15 protein-coding genes are annotated in these 19,005 nt (G+C 50.6%); 12 read left to right on the top strand and 3 right to left on the bottom strand.

What is annotated here, in order from left to right; translation table 11 throughout:
* Window positions 1–181 precede the first annotated feature (181 nt).
* The 6 genes from H8S75_RS14030 (at window position 182) to H8S75_RS14005 (ending at window position 4,857) form a co-directional block, all read left to right on the top strand.
* On the top strand, window positions 182–769 hold the full coding sequence (locus H8S75_RS14030) for a biotin transporter BioY (RefSeq protein ID WP_187022153.1): 588 nt from the start codon (window positions 182–184) through the stop codon (window positions 767–769).
* Window positions 766–1,734, top strand: coding sequence for a biotin synthase BioB (bioB, locus tag H8S75_RS14025; RefSeq protein ID WP_187022152.1), 969 nt, complete (start codon window positions 766–768; stop codon window positions 1,732–1,734). Before H8S75_RS14030 ends, bioB begins: the two co-directional genes overlap by 4 nt.
* On the top strand, window positions 1,727–2,431 hold the full coding sequence (bioD, locus tag H8S75_RS14020; RefSeq protein WP_187022151.1) for a dethiobiotin synthase: 705 nt from the start codon (window positions 1,727–1,729) through the stop codon (window positions 2,429–2,431). The genes bioB and bioD overlap by 8 nt, the downstream gene beginning before the upstream one ends.
* Window positions 2,428–3,618 (top strand): adenosylmethionine--8-amino-7-oxononanoate transaminase, encoded by a 1,191-nt coding sequence (gene bioA / locus H8S75_RS14015; protein WP_187022150.1) that lies wholly within the window; start codon window positions 2,428–2,430, stop codon window positions 3,616–3,618. Before bioD ends, bioA begins: the two co-directional genes overlap by 4 nt.
* 292 nt (window positions 3,619–3,910) lie before the next feature.
* Window positions 3,911–4,123, top strand: coding sequence for a helix-turn-helix transcriptional regulator (locus H8S75_RS14010; protein WP_025530979.1), 213 nt, complete (start codon window positions 3,911–3,913; stop codon window positions 4,121–4,123).
* Window positions 4,120–4,857, top strand: coding sequence for a DUF3169 family protein (locus H8S75_RS14005; protein WP_187022149.1), 738 nt, complete (start codon window positions 4,120–4,122; stop codon window positions 4,855–4,857). Before H8S75_RS14010 ends, H8S75_RS14005 begins: the two co-directional genes overlap by 4 nt.
* Window positions 4,858–4,965: 108 nt before the next feature.
* Here H8S75_RS14005 and H8S75_RS14000 read toward each other — a convergent pair whose 3' ends face one another.
* Together H8S75_RS14000 and tdh are read right to left on the bottom strand one after the other, a co-directional pair.
* Window positions 4,966–6,165, bottom strand: a complete 1,200-nt coding sequence (locus tag H8S75_RS14000) for a glycine C-acetyltransferase (protein WP_187022148.1) — start codon at window positions 6,163–6,165, stop codon at window positions 4,966–4,968.
* 19 nt (window positions 6,166–6,184) lie between these two features.
* Window positions 6,185–7,237: an L-threonine 3-dehydrogenase gene (gene tdh, locus H8S75_RS13995; RefSeq protein WP_117623498.1), complete on the bottom strand. Its 1,053-nt coding sequence runs from the start codon at window positions 7,235–7,237 to the stop codon at window positions 6,185–6,187.
* A 300-nt stretch (window positions 7,238–7,537) separates the two neighbouring features.
* Here tdh and H8S75_RS13990 point away from each other — a divergent pair, with 300 nt between their 5' ends.
* The 4 genes from H8S75_RS13990 to H8S75_RS13975 all read left to right on the top strand — a co-directional run bounded on the left by H8S75_RS13990 (window position 7,538) and on the right by H8S75_RS13975 (window position 11,879).
* Window positions 7,538–7,969, top strand: a complete 432-nt coding sequence (locus H8S75_RS13990; RefSeq protein WP_187022147.1) for a GNAT family N-acetyltransferase — start codon at window positions 7,538–7,540, stop codon at window positions 7,967–7,969.
* Window positions 7,970–8,096: 127 nt separating this feature from the next.
* Window positions 8,097–9,608, top strand: a complete 1,512-nt coding sequence (locus tag H8S75_RS13985; protein WP_187022146.1) for a catalase — start codon at window positions 8,097–8,099, stop codon at window positions 9,606–9,608.
* A 262-nt stretch (window positions 9,609–9,870) separates the two neighbouring features.
* The gene (locus H8S75_RS13980) at window positions 9,871–10,692 is read left to right on the top strand and encodes a metalloprotease (RefSeq protein ID WP_187022145.1); all 822 of its coding nucleotides are present in this window, start codon (window positions 9,871–9,873) and stop codon (window positions 10,690–10,692) included.
* On the top strand, window positions 10,692–11,879 hold the full coding sequence (locus H8S75_RS13975; protein ID WP_187022144.1) for a radical SAM/SPASM domain-containing protein: 1,188 nt from the start codon (window positions 10,692–10,694) through the stop codon (window positions 11,877–11,879). The genes H8S75_RS13980 and H8S75_RS13975 overlap by 1 nt, the downstream gene beginning before the upstream one ends.
* A gap of 48 nt (window positions 11,880–11,927) precedes the next feature.
* Here H8S75_RS13975 and carB read toward each other — a convergent pair whose 3' ends face one another.
* Entirely contained in the window at window positions 11,928–15,155 is a 3,228-nt protein-coding gene (carB, locus tag H8S75_RS13970; protein ID WP_187022143.1) for a carbamoyl-phosphate synthase large subunit, read from the bottom strand.
* 213 nt (window positions 15,156–15,368) lie between these two features.
* On the opposite strand from carB, the gene yicI reads away from it, so the two are divergent.
* Together yicI and H8S75_RS13960 are read left to right on the top strand one after the other, a co-directional pair.
* Window positions 15,369–17,621, top strand: a complete 2,253-nt coding sequence (gene yicI, locus H8S75_RS13965; protein WP_187022142.1) for an alpha-xylosidase — start codon at window positions 15,369–15,371, stop codon at window positions 17,619–17,621.
* Window positions 17,622–17,708: 87 nt separating this feature from the next.
* Window positions 17,709–18,734: a hypothetical protein gene (locus H8S75_RS13960; protein ID WP_187022141.1), complete on the top strand. Its 1,026-nt coding sequence runs from the start codon at window positions 17,709–17,711 to the stop codon at window positions 18,732–18,734.
* Window positions 18,735–19,005 lie beyond the last annotated feature (271 nt).

Raw genomic sequence — 19,005 nt, 5'->3', positions numbered from 1 at the left:
TTTTCTGAGATTCTTACTTTAAATTATTTGTTTAAATACAGTTATATTGGCAGGAATAGAATGTAAACTTTATAATGATACAAGTTGACATTTGCGTTATTTATTGGTAATATCTATATTATTACAATTGTAAACTTAATATATATTATAGTTTACAATCAAAAAAGCAACAGGAGGAACTATGGCAGAAAGAGCAGAAAAGAAACTACAATACACCTCGGCGATAAACCTTACATACACCGCCATGTTTACAACGCTGATTGCCGCCGGAGCGTTTATCAAAATTCCGGTGCCCGTGGTGCCGTTTACGCTTCAGTTTTTATTTACCATGCTGGCGGGGCTGCTGTTAGGCGGAAAGGGCGGAGCGCTCAGCGTAGCCCTCTATATGATATTAGGCTTGGCCGGGCTTCCGATTTTTGCGGAAGGAGGCGGGCTCTGGTACCTTTTAAAACCCAGCTTCGGTTATATCATCGGTTTCTGTCTGGCAAGCTATGTAACTGGAAAAATGGTTGAAAAGCAGTATCCACTGACGATTAAAAATCTGCTGACCGCAAATTTCACCGGCCTGTTCATCGTTTACGGTGTGGGGATGATTTATTACTATATCATCTGCAATTTCATCATCAATACGCCGATCGGACTGTGGCCTCTGTTTTTGTACTGCTTTATTCTGGCAGTTCCGGGTGATCTCTGTTTGTGCGTTCTGGCCGCGTATCTTGTAAGGCGCATTCAGCCTGTTATGAGGAAAATGAGGGGAATGGGAATATGATTGAAGAATTAAAGGAACGGGTATTGGCAGGAGGACAGATTAATCGGGCAGAAGCGCTGCGTCTGGCGGAGGCGCCGTTAAAGGAGCTGACCGAAGCTGCGGATGAAATCCGTATCCGCTTTTGCGGCCGCACATTTGACCTGTGCACAATTATCAATGGAAAATGCGGCAGATGTTCGGAGGACTGTAAGTACTGCGCCCAGAGTGTCCATTACCAAACCGCCTGCACCGGGGCGTATGAGCTCCTGTCAACGGAAAAGCTTGTGGAACAGGCGAAATATAACGCGGAACAGGGCGTCCTTCGTTATTCCATTGTGACCTCCGGTAAAAGGCTTTCTGACCGGGAAGTGGATGCAGTTTGTGAAAGCATACGCGAAATAAGAGCACAGACCGGAATTTTGGTATGCGTTTCTTTCGGACTCTTATCAGAAATGCAGTTTGAGAAACTGAAACGTGCCGGGGCATCACGGGTACACTGTAATCTGGAGACGTCTGAGCGTTATTTCCCCCAGGTCTGCACCACGCACACCTACCGCGATAAGATTGAGACCTTAAAGGCCGCCGTAAGAGCCGGACTTGACGTCTGTTCCGGCGGCATCATTGGCCTGGGGGAGACTATGGAGGATCGTATTGATATGGTCCTGACTGCCAGGGAACTGGGAGTTAAATCGATACCGGTAAATCTGCTGAATCCGATTCCGGGAACCCCTTATGAACATAATCCGGTTCTCACCAACGAAGAATTATGCCGAACGGCGGCCGTATTCCGTTTTCTGATCCCGGATGCCTCCATACGCCTGGCAGGCGGCCGGGGGCTGGTAGGGGATAAAGGGAAGATGTGTTTTAAGAGCGGGGCTAACGCAGCCATAAGCGGAGATATGCTGACCACCGCAGGGATTACGGTACAGACGGATATGGAACTGCTGAAAAACATTGGATACGAGGTAAAATTGAACGATGAGTAAAAGTATTTTTATCACCGGGACAGGGACGGATATCGGAAAAACGTTTGTGACTGGTCTGATTATCAAAAAACTGCATGAGAGCGGACACAGCGCTGCCTACTATAAAGCTGCCATGAGCGGAAATGAACGCAGGGAAGACGGGAGCCTGATACCGGGGGATGCGCTGTATGTAAAAACAGTCTCCGGCATCGGACAGCCTTTGGAGGAAATGTGTCCGTACATCTATGAAAATGCCTTTTCTCCTCACCTTGCCTCGCGGCTTGAGGGAAATCCGGTGCAGATGCAGGTGGTGAAAGAGGGCTTCGAGGTCGTAGGCCGGAAGTATGAGTTCGTCACTATGGAGGGCAGCGGCGGCATCCTCTGTCCCCTCTGCTACGACAAAGCAAAGATTCAGCTGGAGGATGTAATCAGAGAACTGGGACTGGCCTGCCTGATTGTCGCAGACGCGGGGCTCGGCACAATTAACGATGTGGTTCTCACGGCCGGGTACATGCGCGCTCGGAATATTCCCGTGAAAGGAATTATTTTCAACCATTTCCACCCCGGAGATGTGATGGAAGAGGACAATCGGATCATGTGTGAATCACTGACAGGCCTTACCGTGCTGGCCTGTGTCAAAGACGGCGATACGGAGCTGGCCATGGAGGCAGAAGCACTGGCGTCGTTATATGAGCCGGGAGAGGAGGTATCCGTATGATCTGGTATCCATATCAGCAGATGAAGACGATGAAACCTCCTTATAGGATTGTCAACGCGGAGGGCGTCTGTCTTTATACGGAGGAGCGGAAATTGATAGATTCTGTATCGTCCTGGTGGAGCGTGATTCACGGTTATAAGCATCCGGTGCTGACCGAGGCGGTCAAGTCTCAGGCGGACTGCTTTTCCCATGTCATGCTAGGGGGACTGACCCATGAACCGGTGGAAAAGCTGTCGGCCAAACTGCAGGAATGGCTGCCGGGAGATTTAGACTACTGCTTCTTTTCGGACTCCGGAAGCGTGGCGGTGGAGGTGGCCCTGAAAATGGCGCTGCAATTCTATACAAACCGGAATATCAGACGGGAGAAAATCCTGTCTCTGACTCATTCTTACCACGGCGATACCTTTAAAGCGATGGAAGTAGGAGACGATGAGGATTACCACTTCGCCTTCGGGGAGAAAAAGAATGTTATTCATATACCGACGGAAATACCGGCTCTGGAGGAAGCATTTCACCTTCATCACGACGAACTGAACTGCCTGATCGTCGAACCGCTTCTGCAGGGAGCCGGTGGCATGCTCATGTATGACATATCTTTCTTAAAGCGGGCCAGAGAACTGTGCGATGCGTATGACGTGCTTCTGATCTTTGATGAGGTGGCCACCGGCTTTGGCCGGACAGGGCACCGGTTTGTGGCCGATCTGGTATGCCCCGATATTCTGGTGCTGGGAAAGGCGCTGACCGGCGGCTATATCGGGCATGCGGTGACGGTTGCGAACCACAAGGTATACCAGGGCTTTTACGGGGATGATCCCTCCCTAGCGCTGATGCATGGCCCTACTTTTATGGGAAATGCCCTGGCCTGCAGTGTGGCGTTAAAATCGATTGAACTTTTCGAGTCGGAAGACTATATGGCGAAAATCAGCCGAATTGCGGCGATTACCAGGAGAGAGATGGAGGGCTTCGAGGACAGCCGCATAAAAGAGGTGCGCATGATGGGTGGCTGCGTCTGTGTGGAGGTCTTCGATCCGGCTGTATTGGAAGGATACCAGCAGTTCGCATTTGAACGTGGGGTATTCAGCCGTCCGTTTTTGAGATATCTGTACGCGATGGTTCCGTATGTGATCGAGGAGGCGGAACTGGTAATGGTATTGGATACGATGAAGACCTGGTTTCTGAGGCGTTAATCAGGGCATTGCATGCCTGATCAGGTTTTCGGACGGGATAAGCCTGTAATCTGATAAATAAAACGGTAATTTGATAAAAGAGATGGGCTGACGGTTAAAAAATATATTAAACGTCAGCCCATTTTGTATGTTCTTGATTCATTGATAACGGGATCTGTTCCTTAAATGCAGCGGTTGGCTGACAAATATTGTTGTCAAAATGTGTTGACAAAGAAAGTTGTCAATGCTATACTAAGGTGACAAGAATAGTTGTCAAATTGCAAATGGTAATTGTCATATGGAAAGGAGAGTTATGCCATTATATAACAGGTTGAAGGAGCACCGGGCAAGGCTCGGCGTGAATCAGGCGGAGTTGGGTAATCTGGCAGGTGTGTCCAGGCAGACGATCAGCTTAATTGAGCGGGGCGATTACTCCCCCTCGGTGACATTGGCGCTTAAGCTGGCACGGATTCTGTCCGTGACAGTGGAAGACATTTTTGCGTATGAAGAGGAGGAGACAAAATGAAAGTGAAAAATTCATATTTAAAATTAATGCTGTGGACTCTGTCAGGGGCGGCGATCGGAGCAGTGCTTGGAGCCGGATCCATCATGTTTGCTAAAAGGGGGGCTGCATCCCTGGCAGAATTGCTGTATGTAGGAGCGGTACGGTCTGCCTTATGGATTCAGCTGATAGTCTGGCTGGTACTGGGAGGCTGCTCCCTGGTTTTGATGAACAAGGCGAAAAAGTGGTCTCCCCTTATGGATTCCGATGAGGAAGGCGTAATGGAGAAAAAGGTAGGTAACGCTCAGAATACTGTTTTGACTCTTACCAATGTCAATTTGGTCATTCAGTTTATGGCATTCGGCATAGGATTTGATAAGAGAAACACGTTTGCGCTTTTGTCTGTGGTCGTATTTTTAGTATCCACAATCTCCATGGTTTGTGTGGAAATAGCGGTTATTAAACAGGTGAAAAAAACGAATCCACTGAAAAAGGGAGATCCCGCGGATTTTTCCTTTTTGAGGACGTGGGAAGAGAGCTGTGATGAAGCGGAACGGCTGCAGATTTACCGCTGCGGCTATAAGGCATTTCAGATAACGAGACATTCACTTTTGTTTGGACTTGTGATCGCATTTATAGGAAAGATAAACATGGGAACGGGCAGTATGTCGATCCTGCTGTTAGGCCTGATCATGTTGATTCAAAGCATTTCCTATGGGATCTATTCCTTGAGAGAAGGAAAAGGATTGCGGGAATAGGATTGTAATTTTACATGATATAAGGGCATGATATAAGGAAAAGGAAGTGATTCGCCGAAATCACTTCCTTTTCCTTATACCCTTACGGCTGCAGACCGAATATCCGCTTTACTTAAGGCCCATTTCTTCCCGAACTTCCATGAAGCATTTTACAATAAAATCAATGTCTTCTTTTGTATGGCTTGCGCATACCTGGGTGCGGATTCTCGCCTTCCCCTTTGGTACGACCGGGAACGAGAAAGCCACGACATAGACACCCTTTGCCATCATTCTCTTTGCAAATTCTCCAGCCAGTTTTTCATCATACAACATGACCGGCACGCAAGGGTGGGTTCCTGGAATGATATCGAATCCGTTGTCCGTCAGCTGCTTTCTGTAGTATGCGGTGGTTTCCTCAAGATGATCCCGCAGCTCCGTGCTTTCCTCCAGCATGTCAAACAGTTCTAAGCTGGCGCCGACGATCGCAGGGGCCAGAGTGTTGGAGAATAAGTATGGACGGCTTCTCTGACGAAGCAGATCGATGATTTCCCTGCGCCCGGAAGTGTATCCGCCTGACGCTCCGCCCAGGGCCTTGCCGAGAGTACCAGTGATGATATCCACGCGGCCTTCCACACCGTTGTATTCCGCCGTTCCGCGGCCGTGCTTTCCGATGAAGCCTACTGCGTGGCTGTCATCCACCATGACCAGCGCATGGTACTGGTCTGCCAGATCACAGACCCCCTTTAAGTTGCAGATAATTCCATCCATGGAGAAAACACCGTCAGTGGCGATCAGCTTTATTCTTGCTCCGGCCGCCGCCGCCTCCTGAAGCTTCTTTTCCAGATTGGCCATATCATTATTTTTGTAACGATACCGTTTGGCTTTGCAGAGCCGGACGCCGTCGATGATGGAAGCGTGGTTTAACTCGTCGCTGATAACCGCATCGTTCTCTGTGAGAATCGTCTCGAACAGGCCGCCATTGGCATCGAAGCAGGAGGAGTAAAGAATCGTATCATCTGTTCCAAGAAAATTGGAAATCTTTGCTTCCAGTTCCTTATGAATGTCCTGGGTTCCGCAGATGAAACGGACAGAAGCCATGCCGTAGCCCCGGTTGTCGTACGTTCTCTTTGCGGCTTCGATCAGTCTCTGGTTGTCGCCAAGGCCAAGATAGTTGTTCGCGCACATGTTGATGACTTCCCTGCCATCCTCCAGCTTTACGCGGGCGCCCTGGGCGGAAGCGATCGGTGCTTCTCCCTTAAACAGGCCGGCTTCCCTGATGTCTTCCACTTCTTTCGTATAAATACTTAAAATATCGTTTTTGCGTGCCATTTTCAAATCTCCTTTTTCCTTAATCATTGATATGGGACCAGTCCAGAATTACTTTGCCCGACTGTCCGGAAATCATAGCTTCAAATCCCTTTTCGTAATCGCGGATATCAAACCGGTGAGTGATAATCGGCGATATATCCAGACCGGCCTGAACCATGGTGGTCATCTTATACCAGGTATCCCAGACTTTTCTGCCGTAAATGCCGCGAAGATTCAGGCCATTGAATATAACGGTCTCCAAGTCAACCGTGGTTTCCCGTCCCTGGAGTCCCAACAGCGCAATCTTACCGCCGTGCTTCATGTTATGGATCATATCGGAAAGACCGGCCGGACTTCCGGACATCTCCATGCCCACGTCAAAGCCTTCCGTCATCCCGATGGATTTCATCACATCGGCCAGCGTCTCTTTTCTTAAGTTGACCGTTCTTGTAGCCCCCAGCTTCTTCGCCAGATCCAGCCGGTAATCGTTTAAATCCGTCACGACCACATGGCGCGCTCCGCAGAATTTTGCGATGGCTGCGGCCATGATACCGATAGGGCCTGCCCCGGCAATCAGGACGTCCTCGCCCAGAAGGTCGTAGGAGAGCGCTGTATGGGTGGCGTTGCCGAACGGATCGAAGATGGAGTAGAGTTCCTCCGGAATATTCGGATTACAGGGCCACACGTTGGAGGACGGAATCACCAGATATTCCGCAAACGCTCCGTTTCGGTTTACACCGACTCCTTTTGCATCCCGGCAGTTTTCCTTATGGCCTTCCAGACAGTTCCTACACTTACCGCAGGTGATATGGCCTTCACCGGATACCAGATCCCCCACCTGATGTCCGGTTACGCCCGCGCCTGTCTCCACGATCTCGCCCACATATTCGTGGCCTGCGGTCAGGCCGATCGGAATGGTGTGCTGTGCCCAGTCATTCCATTGATAAATGTGTACGTCCGTACCGCAGATGGCCGTCTTATGGATCTTGATTTTTACATCGTTCGGTCCAACGGCCGGAACCGGCACGCGCTCCATCCAGAGCCCTTCCTCCGGTTTCTTTTTCGTCAATGCCCACATGGTTTGTTCCTGCATGATATTACCCCCTTTACACTGCTTGATTATGGAAAAAATACGGTTTCCGTGTATCTGATACCTACATTATAAGGGGAGGCAGGGCAAATAGCAAGAAAAATATTCCGCATTGGGCGGACATTTTCGAAAGAAGTGTATTTGTATCACGAACACGAACGATTGTTTTTTTCTGGCATACACTTGGGAATCCCGATGGAATCCTGAGTGCTTTCCTGGCTCAATTTTTTGTTGCTGCTGACGGTCGCCTGTGTTAAACTACTGTGTAGTAATACAGAAGATTGGCAGGCATAAGGAGGGACTATGGTAAGATACGTACTACAGGAAGATAAAGAAATGATTCTGTCTATGATGGAATTGGTGAAAGATGATTTTGCAGGATATAAGGAAGAGGATTTTCTGGCGGCACTTAGTGAGGCAATCGGTATGAATGAGGCTTTCATAGACGACAGGAATGGCACATCGGCAGGTCTGATTCTATTCACAAAGGCGGGAAAAGAACTCACGTTTCTGGCAGCCCATCCGGATTATCGGAAAAATGGGGTGGCAAAAGGGCTTATTCGTAAGATGGCTGAGTGCTTCGAAACCGGCGATCAGGTCTCTGTCGTTACGTTTCAGGACGGTGATCCAAAGGGAATCGCGGCGCGGGCATGTTACCATTCCTGCGGGTTTACAGACGCGGAGGAACTGGTTGTCTTTGATTATCCCTGTCAGAAGATGATTTTAAAATTATAAAGAGATATTGTGTAATTTGACAATTATATATCACATATAGAGGTGGTGCATATACAATATATACAAATATATTTTGACTTTTGGGAAATGTAGGAATATAATAAAATTATGAAAGAAGGAGGTAATTATGGATACAAAAGCGAAAAAACTGACCAATGAAGTAGGAGCACCTGTCGCTGAAAATGAGCATTCGCTGACCGCGGGTCCGAGAGGCCCTGTCATGATGCAGGATGTCTGGCTTATGGAGAAATTAGCACATTTTGACAGAGAAGTAATTCCTGAGAGGCGTATGCATGCCAAGGGCTGGGGCGCTTATGGGACCTTTGAATGTACCGAGGATATCTCCGCTTTTACGAAGGCAAAGGTGCTGCAGAAGGGCACAAAAACAGATCTTTTTGTACGTTTTTCAACGGTAGCGGGGGAACGGGGCGCGGCTGACGCAGAGCGCGATATCCGCGGCGTGGCAATTAAGTTTTATACAGAAGAAGGAAACTGGGATCTGGTCGGAAATAATACACCAACCTTCTTCCTCCGTGATGTCCATAATTTCCCGGATTTGAACCGTGCGGTAAAACGCGATCCTCAGACCGGCATGCGCTCTGCGCAGAACAACTGGGATTTCTGGACGCTACTGCCGGAGACGTTCCATCAGACGACCGTTGTGATGTCTGACCGCGGAATTCCCGCGTCTTTCCGTCATATGAATCTCTATGGAGAACATACCTTTAGTTTTTACAATAAAGACAATGAGCGATTCTGGTGTAAATTCCATTTTATTACCCAGCAGGGGATTAAAAACCTGACGGACGAAGAGGCCGGGGCGCTGATCGCAAAAGACAGGGAGAGCCATGGCCGTGATTTGTATGAGTCGATCGTAAAAGGCGAATATCCGCGCTGGACTATGTATGTCCAGATTATGACAGAGGAACAGGCGCGGAATCATTATGAAAACCCGTTTGATATCACAAAGATCTGGCGTCATAAGGAATTCCCGCTTCAGAAGGTGGGCGTGCTGGAGTTAAACCGCAATCCGGAAAACTATTTCGCAGAAGTCGAGCAGTCCGCGTTTACACCGGCCCATGTCGTTCCCGGAATTGGTTTTTCACCGGATAAGTTCCTGCAGGGCCGCTTATTTGTCTACGGCGACGCGCAGAGATACCGTCTTGGCGTCAACTACAATCAGATTCCGGTTAATCGTCCCAAGGTCGAAGTTCACGATTACCACAGAGACGGACTCATGCGGACGGACGGCAATTACGGCGGCGCTCCCGCATATTCACCGAACAGCATGGGAGACTGGGCCGCTCAGCCTGACGTCATGGAACCGCCGCTGGATTTATCCGGGGCGATGTATGCCTATGATCCCCAGGATGATCCAACAGACGACTGCTTCCGGGCAGGCGGCGACCTGTGGAGAGTTTTGAAAGAGGACAAGCGGGAGCTGTTGATCGGCAACACCGCGAGAAATATTGCGTCTGTCACGGAGAATATTAAATACCGCCATGCCGTTCATTGCTACTGGGCCGATGAAGAGTATGGCATCCGGATCACGGAGGCCATGGGCCTTGACTTAAACCGCGTTCTGGAACTGGCGGAGCCTCACAGCCATGAGAAGCTGATTCAGGCTACGCTAAAGTGATATACAAGGAAGGGATGGTTCCGTCCGGGGATCGTCAAAGCAGATTTCTATTATTGAAGATACAGGAAAAAGCAAGGCTTTTGGGGAAGACTTAAGAAGCCTTGCTTTTTCCTGCGTCGGAGGTACCGTACTGATTCCCTTCATCGGGCAAATGTTGCTTTCATCCGGACAATCTGGTATACTTTTCTAATAGAAAACAGTAACCGGACGCGGAAGCACACAGAGGAAGCACACAGCGAATTCCCGCAGAGGAGGATGAGCTATGAAGGTAAAAACGGTAACCAGATATAAAAATCCCGGATACCCGGTAAAAGAGGAGATACTGGCGGATCCGCAGCTGATGAGACGAATTCCGTCCAGATGGGAAAAGAACGCATACGTTATGACTGCATTAGGTCTGACCGTATCCTTAAGCGCCTGCGGTGCAAGCACGGAAGGCGTCCAGGAAGTATCGGACCGGGTCGCTCCGGTCTTTATTCACGGCGGTGGAAGCGGAGCCTACGGCTGTGTTTCTGTCGTTTCGCCATACTTTCTGTCTGAAGAGGAGGCATTTGAGATCATACGGGCAGAGGCGGAAACCTACGGCGGCCTCTTACTGACACAGGAGGCCGCGCCGGAGTTAAAAAATGTAAAGCTTCCCGTCACACATATCTATCCCGAACCAGAAAAGACGAAAGAAAAAACGGTGAAAGGCAGTCTCCAGACAGATGGCTGGGATCCGGATAAGAAGATCGCCATTGAGTTTGTATCCAAATCAGATGTCGGGAACTGGAAGGAGACGGAAGAAGGCGTATATGCAACCGTAGAGAACTATGCGATGCGGAATACCGCGGTGAGGCTGCAAAAAAGCCTGGAAAAGACTTCTCCGGAAGAGGTCGTGGGAATATTCTATGATCCTTATTATTACAGCGATTTGATCGAAGAGTACAATAAAATCCAGAAGAAGTACGAAGGCAGAGAAGGAAACTACTGGGCGGCTATGTCAGAAGAGCAGGATGAGATGGCACGGGCAGCTGCCGAAGAGAATTTAAAGGCGCAGGTAAGGGACTTCATAGACTGGCTGAAGGGGCAGGGGGTAATCTGATGCATATGACCCTGCACCTGACCAATGACTGTAATTTGCAGTGCGGTTACTGCTACGTATGTCAGAAACCGGAGTATATGAACCGTTCCACCGCGGAACACGCAGTCCGTCTGGCAGCCGCTTTTGGAGAGCCTTCCTGCGGTATTATATTCTTTGGAGGGGAACCTCTTTTGTGCTGCGATACGATTCGCGATACGGTGGCATACTGCAGGACCATGGAACGGGAAAGTCCTGTCCGGTTTCATTTTAAGATGACGACCAATGGAACGCTGCTGGACCGGGATTTTCTGGAGTTTTCCCGAAAAGAGAATATATTTATCGCTCTGTCCCACGACGGAACGAGAGCGGCTCACGATTTCTTCAGGCGGGATCACAGCGGAGCGGGCACGTATGACCGCCTGGAAGCCGTGACGGACATGCTCCTGGTCTCGCGCCCCTATGCGCCGGTGATGATGACCGTCTCACCGGAAACAGCGGCAGAGTATGCGCAGGGGGTGAAGGAACTGTGGCAGAAGGGTTTTCATTATTTTATATGCAGCCTGAATTACGCGGGGAACTGGACGAAGGAATCGGTTCACGAATTAAGACGCCAGTACCGGGAACTGGCTGATTTTTACTATGAACTGACGAAGCGGGAGGAAAAATTCTATTTCAGCCCCTTTGAGGTGAAGATAGCCAGCCATATACAGGGAAAACAGTACTGCCACGAACGGTGTGAGCTGGGGCGTAAACAGATATCCGTCGCCCCTGACGGTCTCCTCTATCCCTGTACCCAGTTTGTTGGACACAGAGAGTTCTCGATTGGGGATGTCGTGGGCGGAATCGATGAGAAAAAGCGTACGGAACTGTTTGAACGCAATGAATTGGAAAAAGAGGAGTGTAAGGGCTGTGCCGTCATGGGCCGCTGCAACTGTCACTGCGGCTGCCTGAATTATCAGGTGACAGGCAGTATAGACCATGTGGCCCCCATGCTGTGCCAGCATGAACGAATCGTGATACCAGTCGTTGACAAGCTGGCCAAACAGCTGTTCCAGGAACGAAACGGTATGTTTATACAGAAACATTACAACGATGTGTTTCCACTGATCTCCATGGTGGAAGACATGGTGAAACCGGAAAAACGTGGCACGCAGTTTTCCAATGACCCAATTTTTCCGATAAAGCATAAAAGCACCGACAACGATTGAGTTCAACCGTTGCCGGTGCTTTTGAATTCTTACATTAGAAAAGTAAGGTTATTCTTTATCCCTGATCTCGCTGTGGAGAGACTGGAGGGAATGAACCTCTCCATGTCCGTGTTCCTTCACATACCGGATGCCGCTGGCCGTTGCTTTGGCGGCAGCGATGGTGGTCATGTACGGAACTTTCCCCTTGATGGCAGCCTTTCTCAAATAGCTGTCATCATGGATGCTGTCTTTTCCGACCGGGGAATTGACAATTAACTGGATCTGTCCGTTGGTGATCATATCCAGGATGTTGGGGCGTCCTTCGTAGAGCTTGTTGACGCGCGTCGCCGGGATTCCGGCGGCCTGGATCAATTCGTAGGTATTACCGGTTGCCACGATCTTTAATCCGTCCTCATGGAAACTTCTCGCAACGTCCACGACCTCTGCCTTATCCTTGCGGTTGACGGAAATAAGTACGGTTCCTTCCAGCGGCAGTTTGTTCTGTGTCGCCTCCTGGGCCTTATAGAACGCTTCGCCGTAAGAGTGGGAGAGTCCCAGCACTTCTCCGGTAGAACGCATCTCCGGCCCTAAGATCGGGTCTACTTCCTGGAACATATTGAACGGGAATACCGCTTCCTTCACGCCGTAGTTCGGAATAATCTGTTCCTTTAAAGCCGGCACAGGCGACGGACGCCCGGTCAGTTCGGAGGTGATGATATCAGTAGCCAGCGGAACCATACGGATGTTGCAGACCTTGGATACCAGCGGTACGGTACGGGAAGCGCGCGGGTTGGCCTCCAGAACGTATACTTTATCATTTTCTATGGCGTACTGCATATTCATCAGACCGACCACGTGCATCTCTTCCGCGATTTTGCGGGTGTACTCTTTGATAGTCTCCACATTTTCCGGAGAAATCTGTACGGACGGAATGATGCAGGCGGAGTCACCGGAGTGAACGCCGGCCAGCTCGATATGTTCCATGACTGCGGGCACAAACGCATGGGTGCCGTCGCTGATGGCGTCTGCCTCACATTCCATCGCGTGATTTAAGAAACGGTCGATCAGAATCGGACGGTCAGGAGTCACTCCGACTGCGGCCTTCATGTAACCGATCATGCTCTCGTCGTCGTAGACGACCTCCATGCCGCGTCCACCCAGTACGTAGGAAGGACGAACCATCACCGGATAGCCAATCTTTGCCGCGATTGCCAGCGCTTCTTCCACGCCCACTGCCATACCGGACTCAGGCATCGGAATCTCCAGTTTCTCCATCATGGCCCGGAATAAATCGCGGTCCTCGGCGAGATCGATGACAGAAGGCGGTGTTCCCAAAATCTTCACGCCGTTCTTTTCCAAATCCGCCGCAAGATTTAACGGTGTCTGGCCTCCGAACTGGGCGATCACGCCTGCCGGCTGTTCCTTCTTATAAATACTCAGCACGTCCTCCAGCGTCAGCGGCTCGAAATACAGCTTGTCCGAGGTATCGTAATCGGTGGATACGGTCTCTGGATTACAGTTGACGATGATGGTCTCAAAGCCCAGCTTCTTAAGGGCGAGAGAGGCGTGTACACAGCAGTAATCGAATTCTATGCCCTGGCCGATCCGGTTGGGACCGCCGCCCAGGATCATGATCTTCGGCCTGGCTGTGCTGACCGGGTTCTGATCCGGCGCGTTATAGGTGGAGTAGTAGTAAGCGCTGTCCTCAGTACCGCTTACATGAATGCCTTCCCACGCTTCCTCCACACCGATGGCGATACGGCGGCTGCGAATGGTTTCTTCCGGAATCTGGAGCAGCTGGCTTAAGTATTTGTCGGAGAAACCGTCTTTTTTAGCAGTGGTGAGCATCTCGTCAGACGGGAGTCCGCCTCTGCAGGCGAGGAGTGCTTCCTCCTCCTCAACCAGTTCCTTCATCTGCCCGATAAACCAGGCCTTAACCTTGGTAATCTCATGGATTTCTTCCACAGAAGCGCCTTTTCTCAGTGCCTCATACATGATGAAATGGCGTTCGCTGGAAGGGGTAATCAGCATGTGGAGAAGCTGTTCTTTCGTGTAAGTATCGAAATCCTTCGCATGGCCCAGACCGAAACGCCCCGTCTCCAGGCTGCGGATCGCCTTCTGGAAGGCTTCCTTATAGGTCTTGCCGACACTCATAACCTCGCCGACGGCACGCATCTGGGTTCCAAGCTTGTCCTCCACGCCTTTAAACTTTTCAAATGCCCAGCGGGCAAACTTGATAACCACATAATCGCCGTCCGGCACATACTTGTCCAGGGTGCCGTACTTTCCGCACGGAATGTCCTTTAAGGTCAGGCCGGTAGCCAGCATGGCGGACACAAGGGCGATGGGGAAGCCGGTGGCCTTGGAAGCCAGTGCGGAGGAGCGGGAGGTACGCGGATTGATTTCGATGACAATAATGCGGTCAGAAACAGGATCATGGGCAAACTGCACGTTGGTGCCGCCGATCACCTGCACCGATTCCACAATTCGGTAAGCCTGTTCCTGAAGGCGCTTCTGGCATTCTTCAGAGATGGTCAGCATGGGGGCGGAACAGAAAGAATCTCCCGTATGAACGCCTAACGGATCTATATTTTCAATAAAGCATACGGTGATCATACGTCCTTCCCTGTCACGGACAATCTCCAGCTCCAGTTCCTCCCAGCCGAGAATGGATTCCTCTACCAGAACCTGGCCTACCAGGCTGGCCTGTAAGCCTCTGGCGCAGACTGTCTGAAGCTCATCCCTGTTGTATACGAGACCGCCGCCGGCGCCTCCCATGGTATAAGCCGGGCGCAGAACGACCGGATAGCCCAGCTGGTCCGCGATCTTCAGCGCCTCGTCCACACTGTAAGCCACCTCGCTGCGCGCCATCTCGATTCCGAGTTCATTCATGGCCTTCTTGAATTCGACACGGTCCTCGCCGCGTTCGATGGCATCCACCTGTACACCGATGACCTGTACGTTATATTTTTCCAGAATTCCCGCTTTATTAAGCTCAGAACAAAGGTTTAAGCCAGACTGGCCGCCGAGATTTGGAAGCAGGGCATCGGGCCGTTCCTTTGCAATAATCTGCTCTAAGCGTTCCACATTGAGTGGCTCGATGTAAGTTACATCCGCTGTCTCCGGGTCTGTCATAATCGTAGCCGGGTTGGAATTAACCAGTACAATTTCGTATCCCAGTTTCCGAAGCGCTTTGCAGGCCTGAGTACCGGAGTAGTCAAACTCGCATGCCTGACCGATGATGATCGGGCCGGAACCGATAATTAGTACTTTGTGAATATCCGTTCTCTGTGACATAATAATGTCCTCCTTTTTTCTCTTCAGTCTATTCTAGTATAAGGCGGCTCAGTTTGAAAGTATTTTTTTCAATAATTTGCAAAAATAATGCATATTTTTTCCTTTTGGGGTGGGTGAATTTTCAACCTTCCCGTATTTATATTCAGTGCTTATAATTACTTATAATAAAAGAAAATGAAAGAGAAAACGGGACGCCGTTTCAGGAGGGACACGATGAAATTTACAGAAGGATACTGGTGTATAAAAAAGGAGATTACACCGCTTTATGCGGTAGAGTATGCGGACAGCAGACGGAACGATAACGAACTGATCGTCTATGCGCCGGGAAAACACATAGCAGACCGCGGCGACTGTCTGAATCTGGGCATGCTGACGATCCGGCTGACCAGCCCAATGGAGGATGTCATACGGGTTTCGGTCCGCCATTTCGACGGAACGGTCTGCCGCGGTCCCTTTGCCAGGATTTACGGGACATCACCTCGCACCGTAGTCGAGGAGACCGATGAGGAGATCCGTTACAGAAGCGGACGAACGACCGCGGTAATCGACAAGAGGCCCAATTCCTGGGGGATTCGTTTTCTGGATGGCGACCGGGAACTGACAAGTACCGGCTTTCGAAATATGGCTCACATGACAAACCGGGAGACCGGAAAATGCTACATGGTGGAACAACTGGCCCTCGACGTGGACGAGTATGTCTACGGGCTGGGAGAACGCTACACCCCGTTCATAAAAAATGGCCAGTCTGTTGAGATGTGGAATGAAGACGGCGGAACGGCCAGTGAGATTACATATAAAAACATTCCGTTTTACATTACTAACAAAGGATATGGCGTGCTTTTAGAAAACGAAGGGGATGCTGCCTATGAGATTGCCAGTGAGAAGGTGGAGCGTATACAGTTCTCTGTGGAAGGTGAACGCCTGGATTACTGTGTGATCAATGGCTCCACGCCTAAAGGGACCATATCCAAATACACGGCGCTGACCGGAAGGCCGGCTCTGCCGCCGGCCTGGTCCTTCGGTCTGTGGCTTACCACCTCCTTCACGACCAATTACGACGAGTCGACGACCTCAGGATTTATTGACGGTATGGCGGACCGGGATATTCCCCTGCACGTCTTTCACTTTGACTGTTACTGGATGGAGGCGTATGAGTGGTGCAATTTCACCTGGGATCCGAAGACATTTCCGGATCCGGAAGGCATGCTGCGGCGCTATCACGACAGAGGTTTGAAGATATGTGTGTGGATCAATCCCTATATCGGACAGAAGTCCCCGTTATTCGAGGAAGGGATGAGGCTGGGATACCTGATGAAAAAGACAAACGGGGACGTATGGCAGACGGATATGTGGCAGGCTGGTATGGGACTGGTGGATTTTACAAATCCCGGCGCAGTGGAATGGTATCAGGCAAAGCTGAAGACGCTTCTGGACATGGGCGTGGACTGCTTCAAAACGGATTTCGGTGAGCGGATTCCAGTAAAGGATATTGCATATTTTGACGGCTCCGATCCGGTGAAGATGCATAATTATTACACATACCTTTATAATCGGGCGGTCTTTGAACTTCTGGAACGGGAGCGCGGAACCGGGGAAGCAGTAGTATTTGCACGGTCCGCGACGGTGGGCGGCCAGCAGTTTCCCGCACACTGGGGCGGCGACTGTTCCGCGGCGTATTCTTCCATGGCGGAGACTATCCGCAGCGGCCTTTCCCTGGCATGCGCGGGATTCGGCTTCTGGAGCCACGATATCAGCGGCTTCGAGAATACGGCGCCGGCCGACATCTACAAAAGATGGTGCCAGTTTGGCCTCCTGAGTTCCCACAGCCGCCTTCACGGGTCCTCATCCTACCGGGTTCCGTGGCTCTTCGACGAGGAGGCGTGCTGTGTGCTTCGGAAATTCGTAAAGCTGAAATGTGCACTGATGCCGTATCTCTATCTTCAGGCGGTAAAGGCTCACGAGGAAGGTATTCCGATGATGCGGCCGATGTTCGTGGAATTTCCGGGCGACCGCGCCTGCGAAACGCTGGATAAACAGTATATGCTGGGTGATTCCCTGTTAGCTGCTCCGGTCTTTAAGGAATCCGGGGAGGTGGAATACTATCTGCCGGAGGGAACCTGGGTGAACCTGCTGACCGGTAAAGCCGTGACAGGCGGACGCTGGCATAAGGAGACCCACGATTACTTCTCCCTGCCGCTTATGGTCCGTCCCGGAAGTGTGATCGCAGTTGGCGCAAACAGCGAAAAACCTGATTACAACTACGCAGAAGGGGCGAAATTTCTTCTGTTTCTGCCGGAGGATGGTATGGAGGCTGCATCGGCTGTGACGGACCTGTCCGGAAAAATCGTGATGACGGCCTGCGCACGGAGAGAAGGAAACAGAATCTCTCTCTTTGTAAATGGCGGAAACGGTAATTATACGTATGAAGTTCTGGGGAAGGACCTGCTTTCCGTAGTCTGCGGTTAAATACAGTCAGTATTTTTTTGACTCTTTCAGGTATATTTCAGCTTTCTGTGGTACTTTTATTACAGAACAGAAAGAGGAGGAACATATATGCGTATTGTGCAAAGAGTGACAGCTTTTTTCCTGGCGGCAGTACTGATGACCAGTCCATTTACAGCCATGGCGGCCACGAGTACGAAGATAAGCGGCGTATCCCTTCGGATCGCCTCGGATATTGAAGTCGGAAGCAGCGGAGCAGATGTGTCGGTCTCCACAATTTCCAGCAAGTATTATGTGGAAGAGGTGGAGATAAAGAATGAACCTTCCGACGAGTGGGAGGACGGAGACAAGCCGAAGATCAAGGTAACTCTGGAGGCGGCCGATGATTACTACTTTGCCTCCGGTTTTTCGAAGGGAGACGTCAACTTAACCGGAAATGACGGCACGGTCACTTCGGTGAGCCGTACCAGCAGCACTCTCGTCGTCTCGATCACCCTGGAGGCACTGGAAGGAGAGAGCGAGTACGATCTGGATGTAGACGGCCTGGACTGGGATGCGGAGGATGGGACCGCCTACTGGAATGAAAATGAGGAAGCTAAAAAGTATGAGATCCGCCTTTACAGGGGAAGCACCGCCGTCACCTCCGTCATTACCACGACCAAAACCAGCTACCACTTCGGCAGCTACATAACGAAAGGCGGATATTACACCTTCCAGGTGCGCGGAGTCTACAATTCTTCAAACAAGGGAAGCTGGAAGGAGTCGGAGTCCTGGTATGTGACCTCCGCAGAAGCCGCTGAAATCAGTTCCAACAGCAGCTCCGATGACAACTCCGATGGAAGCAGCTCAGGAAGCAGCTCGGGCGCCAGCGGTCCGGGGGCCACGGCCGGTAGCGGGGCCTGGTTAAAGGATGACATCGGCTGGTGGTACTGCAACGCAGACCGGAGCTATACTGTGAGCAACTGGCAGTACATCGACAACGTCTGGTACTATTTTAATGAGACCGGCTACATGGTAACCGGCTGGGTCCAGTGGAACTCCAAATGGTACTACTGCAGCGACAGCGGAGTGATGCTCGCAAATACTACGACGCCGGATGGGTATTATGTGGGGAGCGACGGGGCGTGGATCTCGTAAATCCGCCTCTCAGTCGATCGCCCGCGCCTGTATACTGCCAGGATATAGACATCCTGGATAGAACATGATAGTATAAAGTCAGTTAAGAGAGAAGGAGGAAGCCATCATGTTTCGATTATCTGTACATCACAGCCATAAGGACCAGCGACAGGAAAACGCTTATAAACAGCGTGTTATTTTGTTACCCTTATGGTATACGCATAATCGGAAAGTATGATGCAGGGCGGTATCTGCCTGTAATTCACTCGTATTCCTTCAGCCGCAGTCTCAC

The sequence above is a fragment of the Hungatella hominis genome (assembly GCF_014288005.1).
Classification (GTDB): domain Bacteria; phylum Bacillota; class Clostridia; order Lachnospirales; family Lachnospiraceae; genus Hungatella; species Hungatella effluvii.
This window is presented reverse-complemented; position numbering and strand designations above follow the sequence as displayed.

What these genes read in the sequence shown, in the direction of transcription:
- bioB (WP_187022152.1), top strand. Translation starts at nt 766, where the DNA reads ATGATTGAAGAATTAAAGGAACGGGTATTGGCAGGAGGACAGATTAAT.
- tdh (WP_117623498.1), bottom strand. Translation starts at nt 7,237, where the DNA reads ATGCAGGAACAAACCATGTGGGCATTGACGAAAAAGAAACCGGAGGAA.
- H8S75_RS14005 (WP_187022149.1), top strand. Translation starts at nt 4,120, where the DNA reads ATGAAAGTGAAAAATTCATATTTAAAATTAATGCTGTGGACTCTGTCA.
- H8S75_RS13980 (WP_187022145.1), top strand. Translation starts at nt 9,871, where the DNA reads ATGAAGGTAAAAACGGTAACCAGATATAAAAATCCCGGATACCCGGTA.
- carB (WP_187022143.1), bottom strand. Translation starts at nt 15,155, where the DNA reads ATGTCACAGAGAACGGATATTCACAAAGTACTAATTATCGGTTCCGGC.
- H8S75_RS13960 (WP_187022141.1), top strand. Translation starts at nt 17,709, where the DNA reads ATGCGTATTGTGCAAAGAGTGACAGCTTTTTTCCTGGCGGCAGTACTG.
- H8S75_RS14010 (WP_025530979.1), top strand. Translation starts at nt 3,911, where the DNA reads ATGCCATTATATAACAGGTTGAAGGAGCACCGGGCAAGGCTCGGCGTG.
- bioA (WP_187022150.1), top strand. Translation starts at nt 2,428, where the DNA reads ATGATCTGGTATCCATATCAGCAGATGAAGACGATGAAACCTCCTTAT.
- H8S75_RS13985 (WP_187022146.1), top strand. Translation starts at nt 8,097, where the DNA reads ATGGATACAAAAGCGAAAAAACTGACCAATGAAGTAGGAGCACCTGTC.
- H8S75_RS14000 (WP_187022148.1), bottom strand. Translation starts at nt 6,165, where the DNA reads ATGGCACGCAAAAACGATATTTTAAGTATTTATACGAAAGAAGTGGAA.
- H8S75_RS13975 (WP_187022144.1), top strand. Translation starts at nt 10,692, where the DNA reads ATGCATATGACCCTGCACCTGACCAATGACTGTAATTTGCAGTGCGGT.
- H8S75_RS14030 (WP_187022153.1), top strand. Translation starts at nt 182, where the DNA reads ATGGCAGAAAGAGCAGAAAAGAAACTACAATACACCTCGGCGATAAAC.
- yicI (WP_187022142.1), top strand. Translation starts at nt 15,369, where the DNA reads ATGAAATTTACAGAAGGATACTGGTGTATAAAAAAGGAGATTACACCG.
- H8S75_RS13990 (WP_187022147.1), top strand. Translation starts at nt 7,538, where the DNA reads ATGGTAAGATACGTACTACAGGAAGATAAAGAAATGATTCTGTCTATG.
- bioD (WP_187022151.1), top strand. Translation starts at nt 1,727, where the DNA reads ATGAGTAAAAGTATTTTTATCACCGGGACAGGGACGGATATCGGAAAA.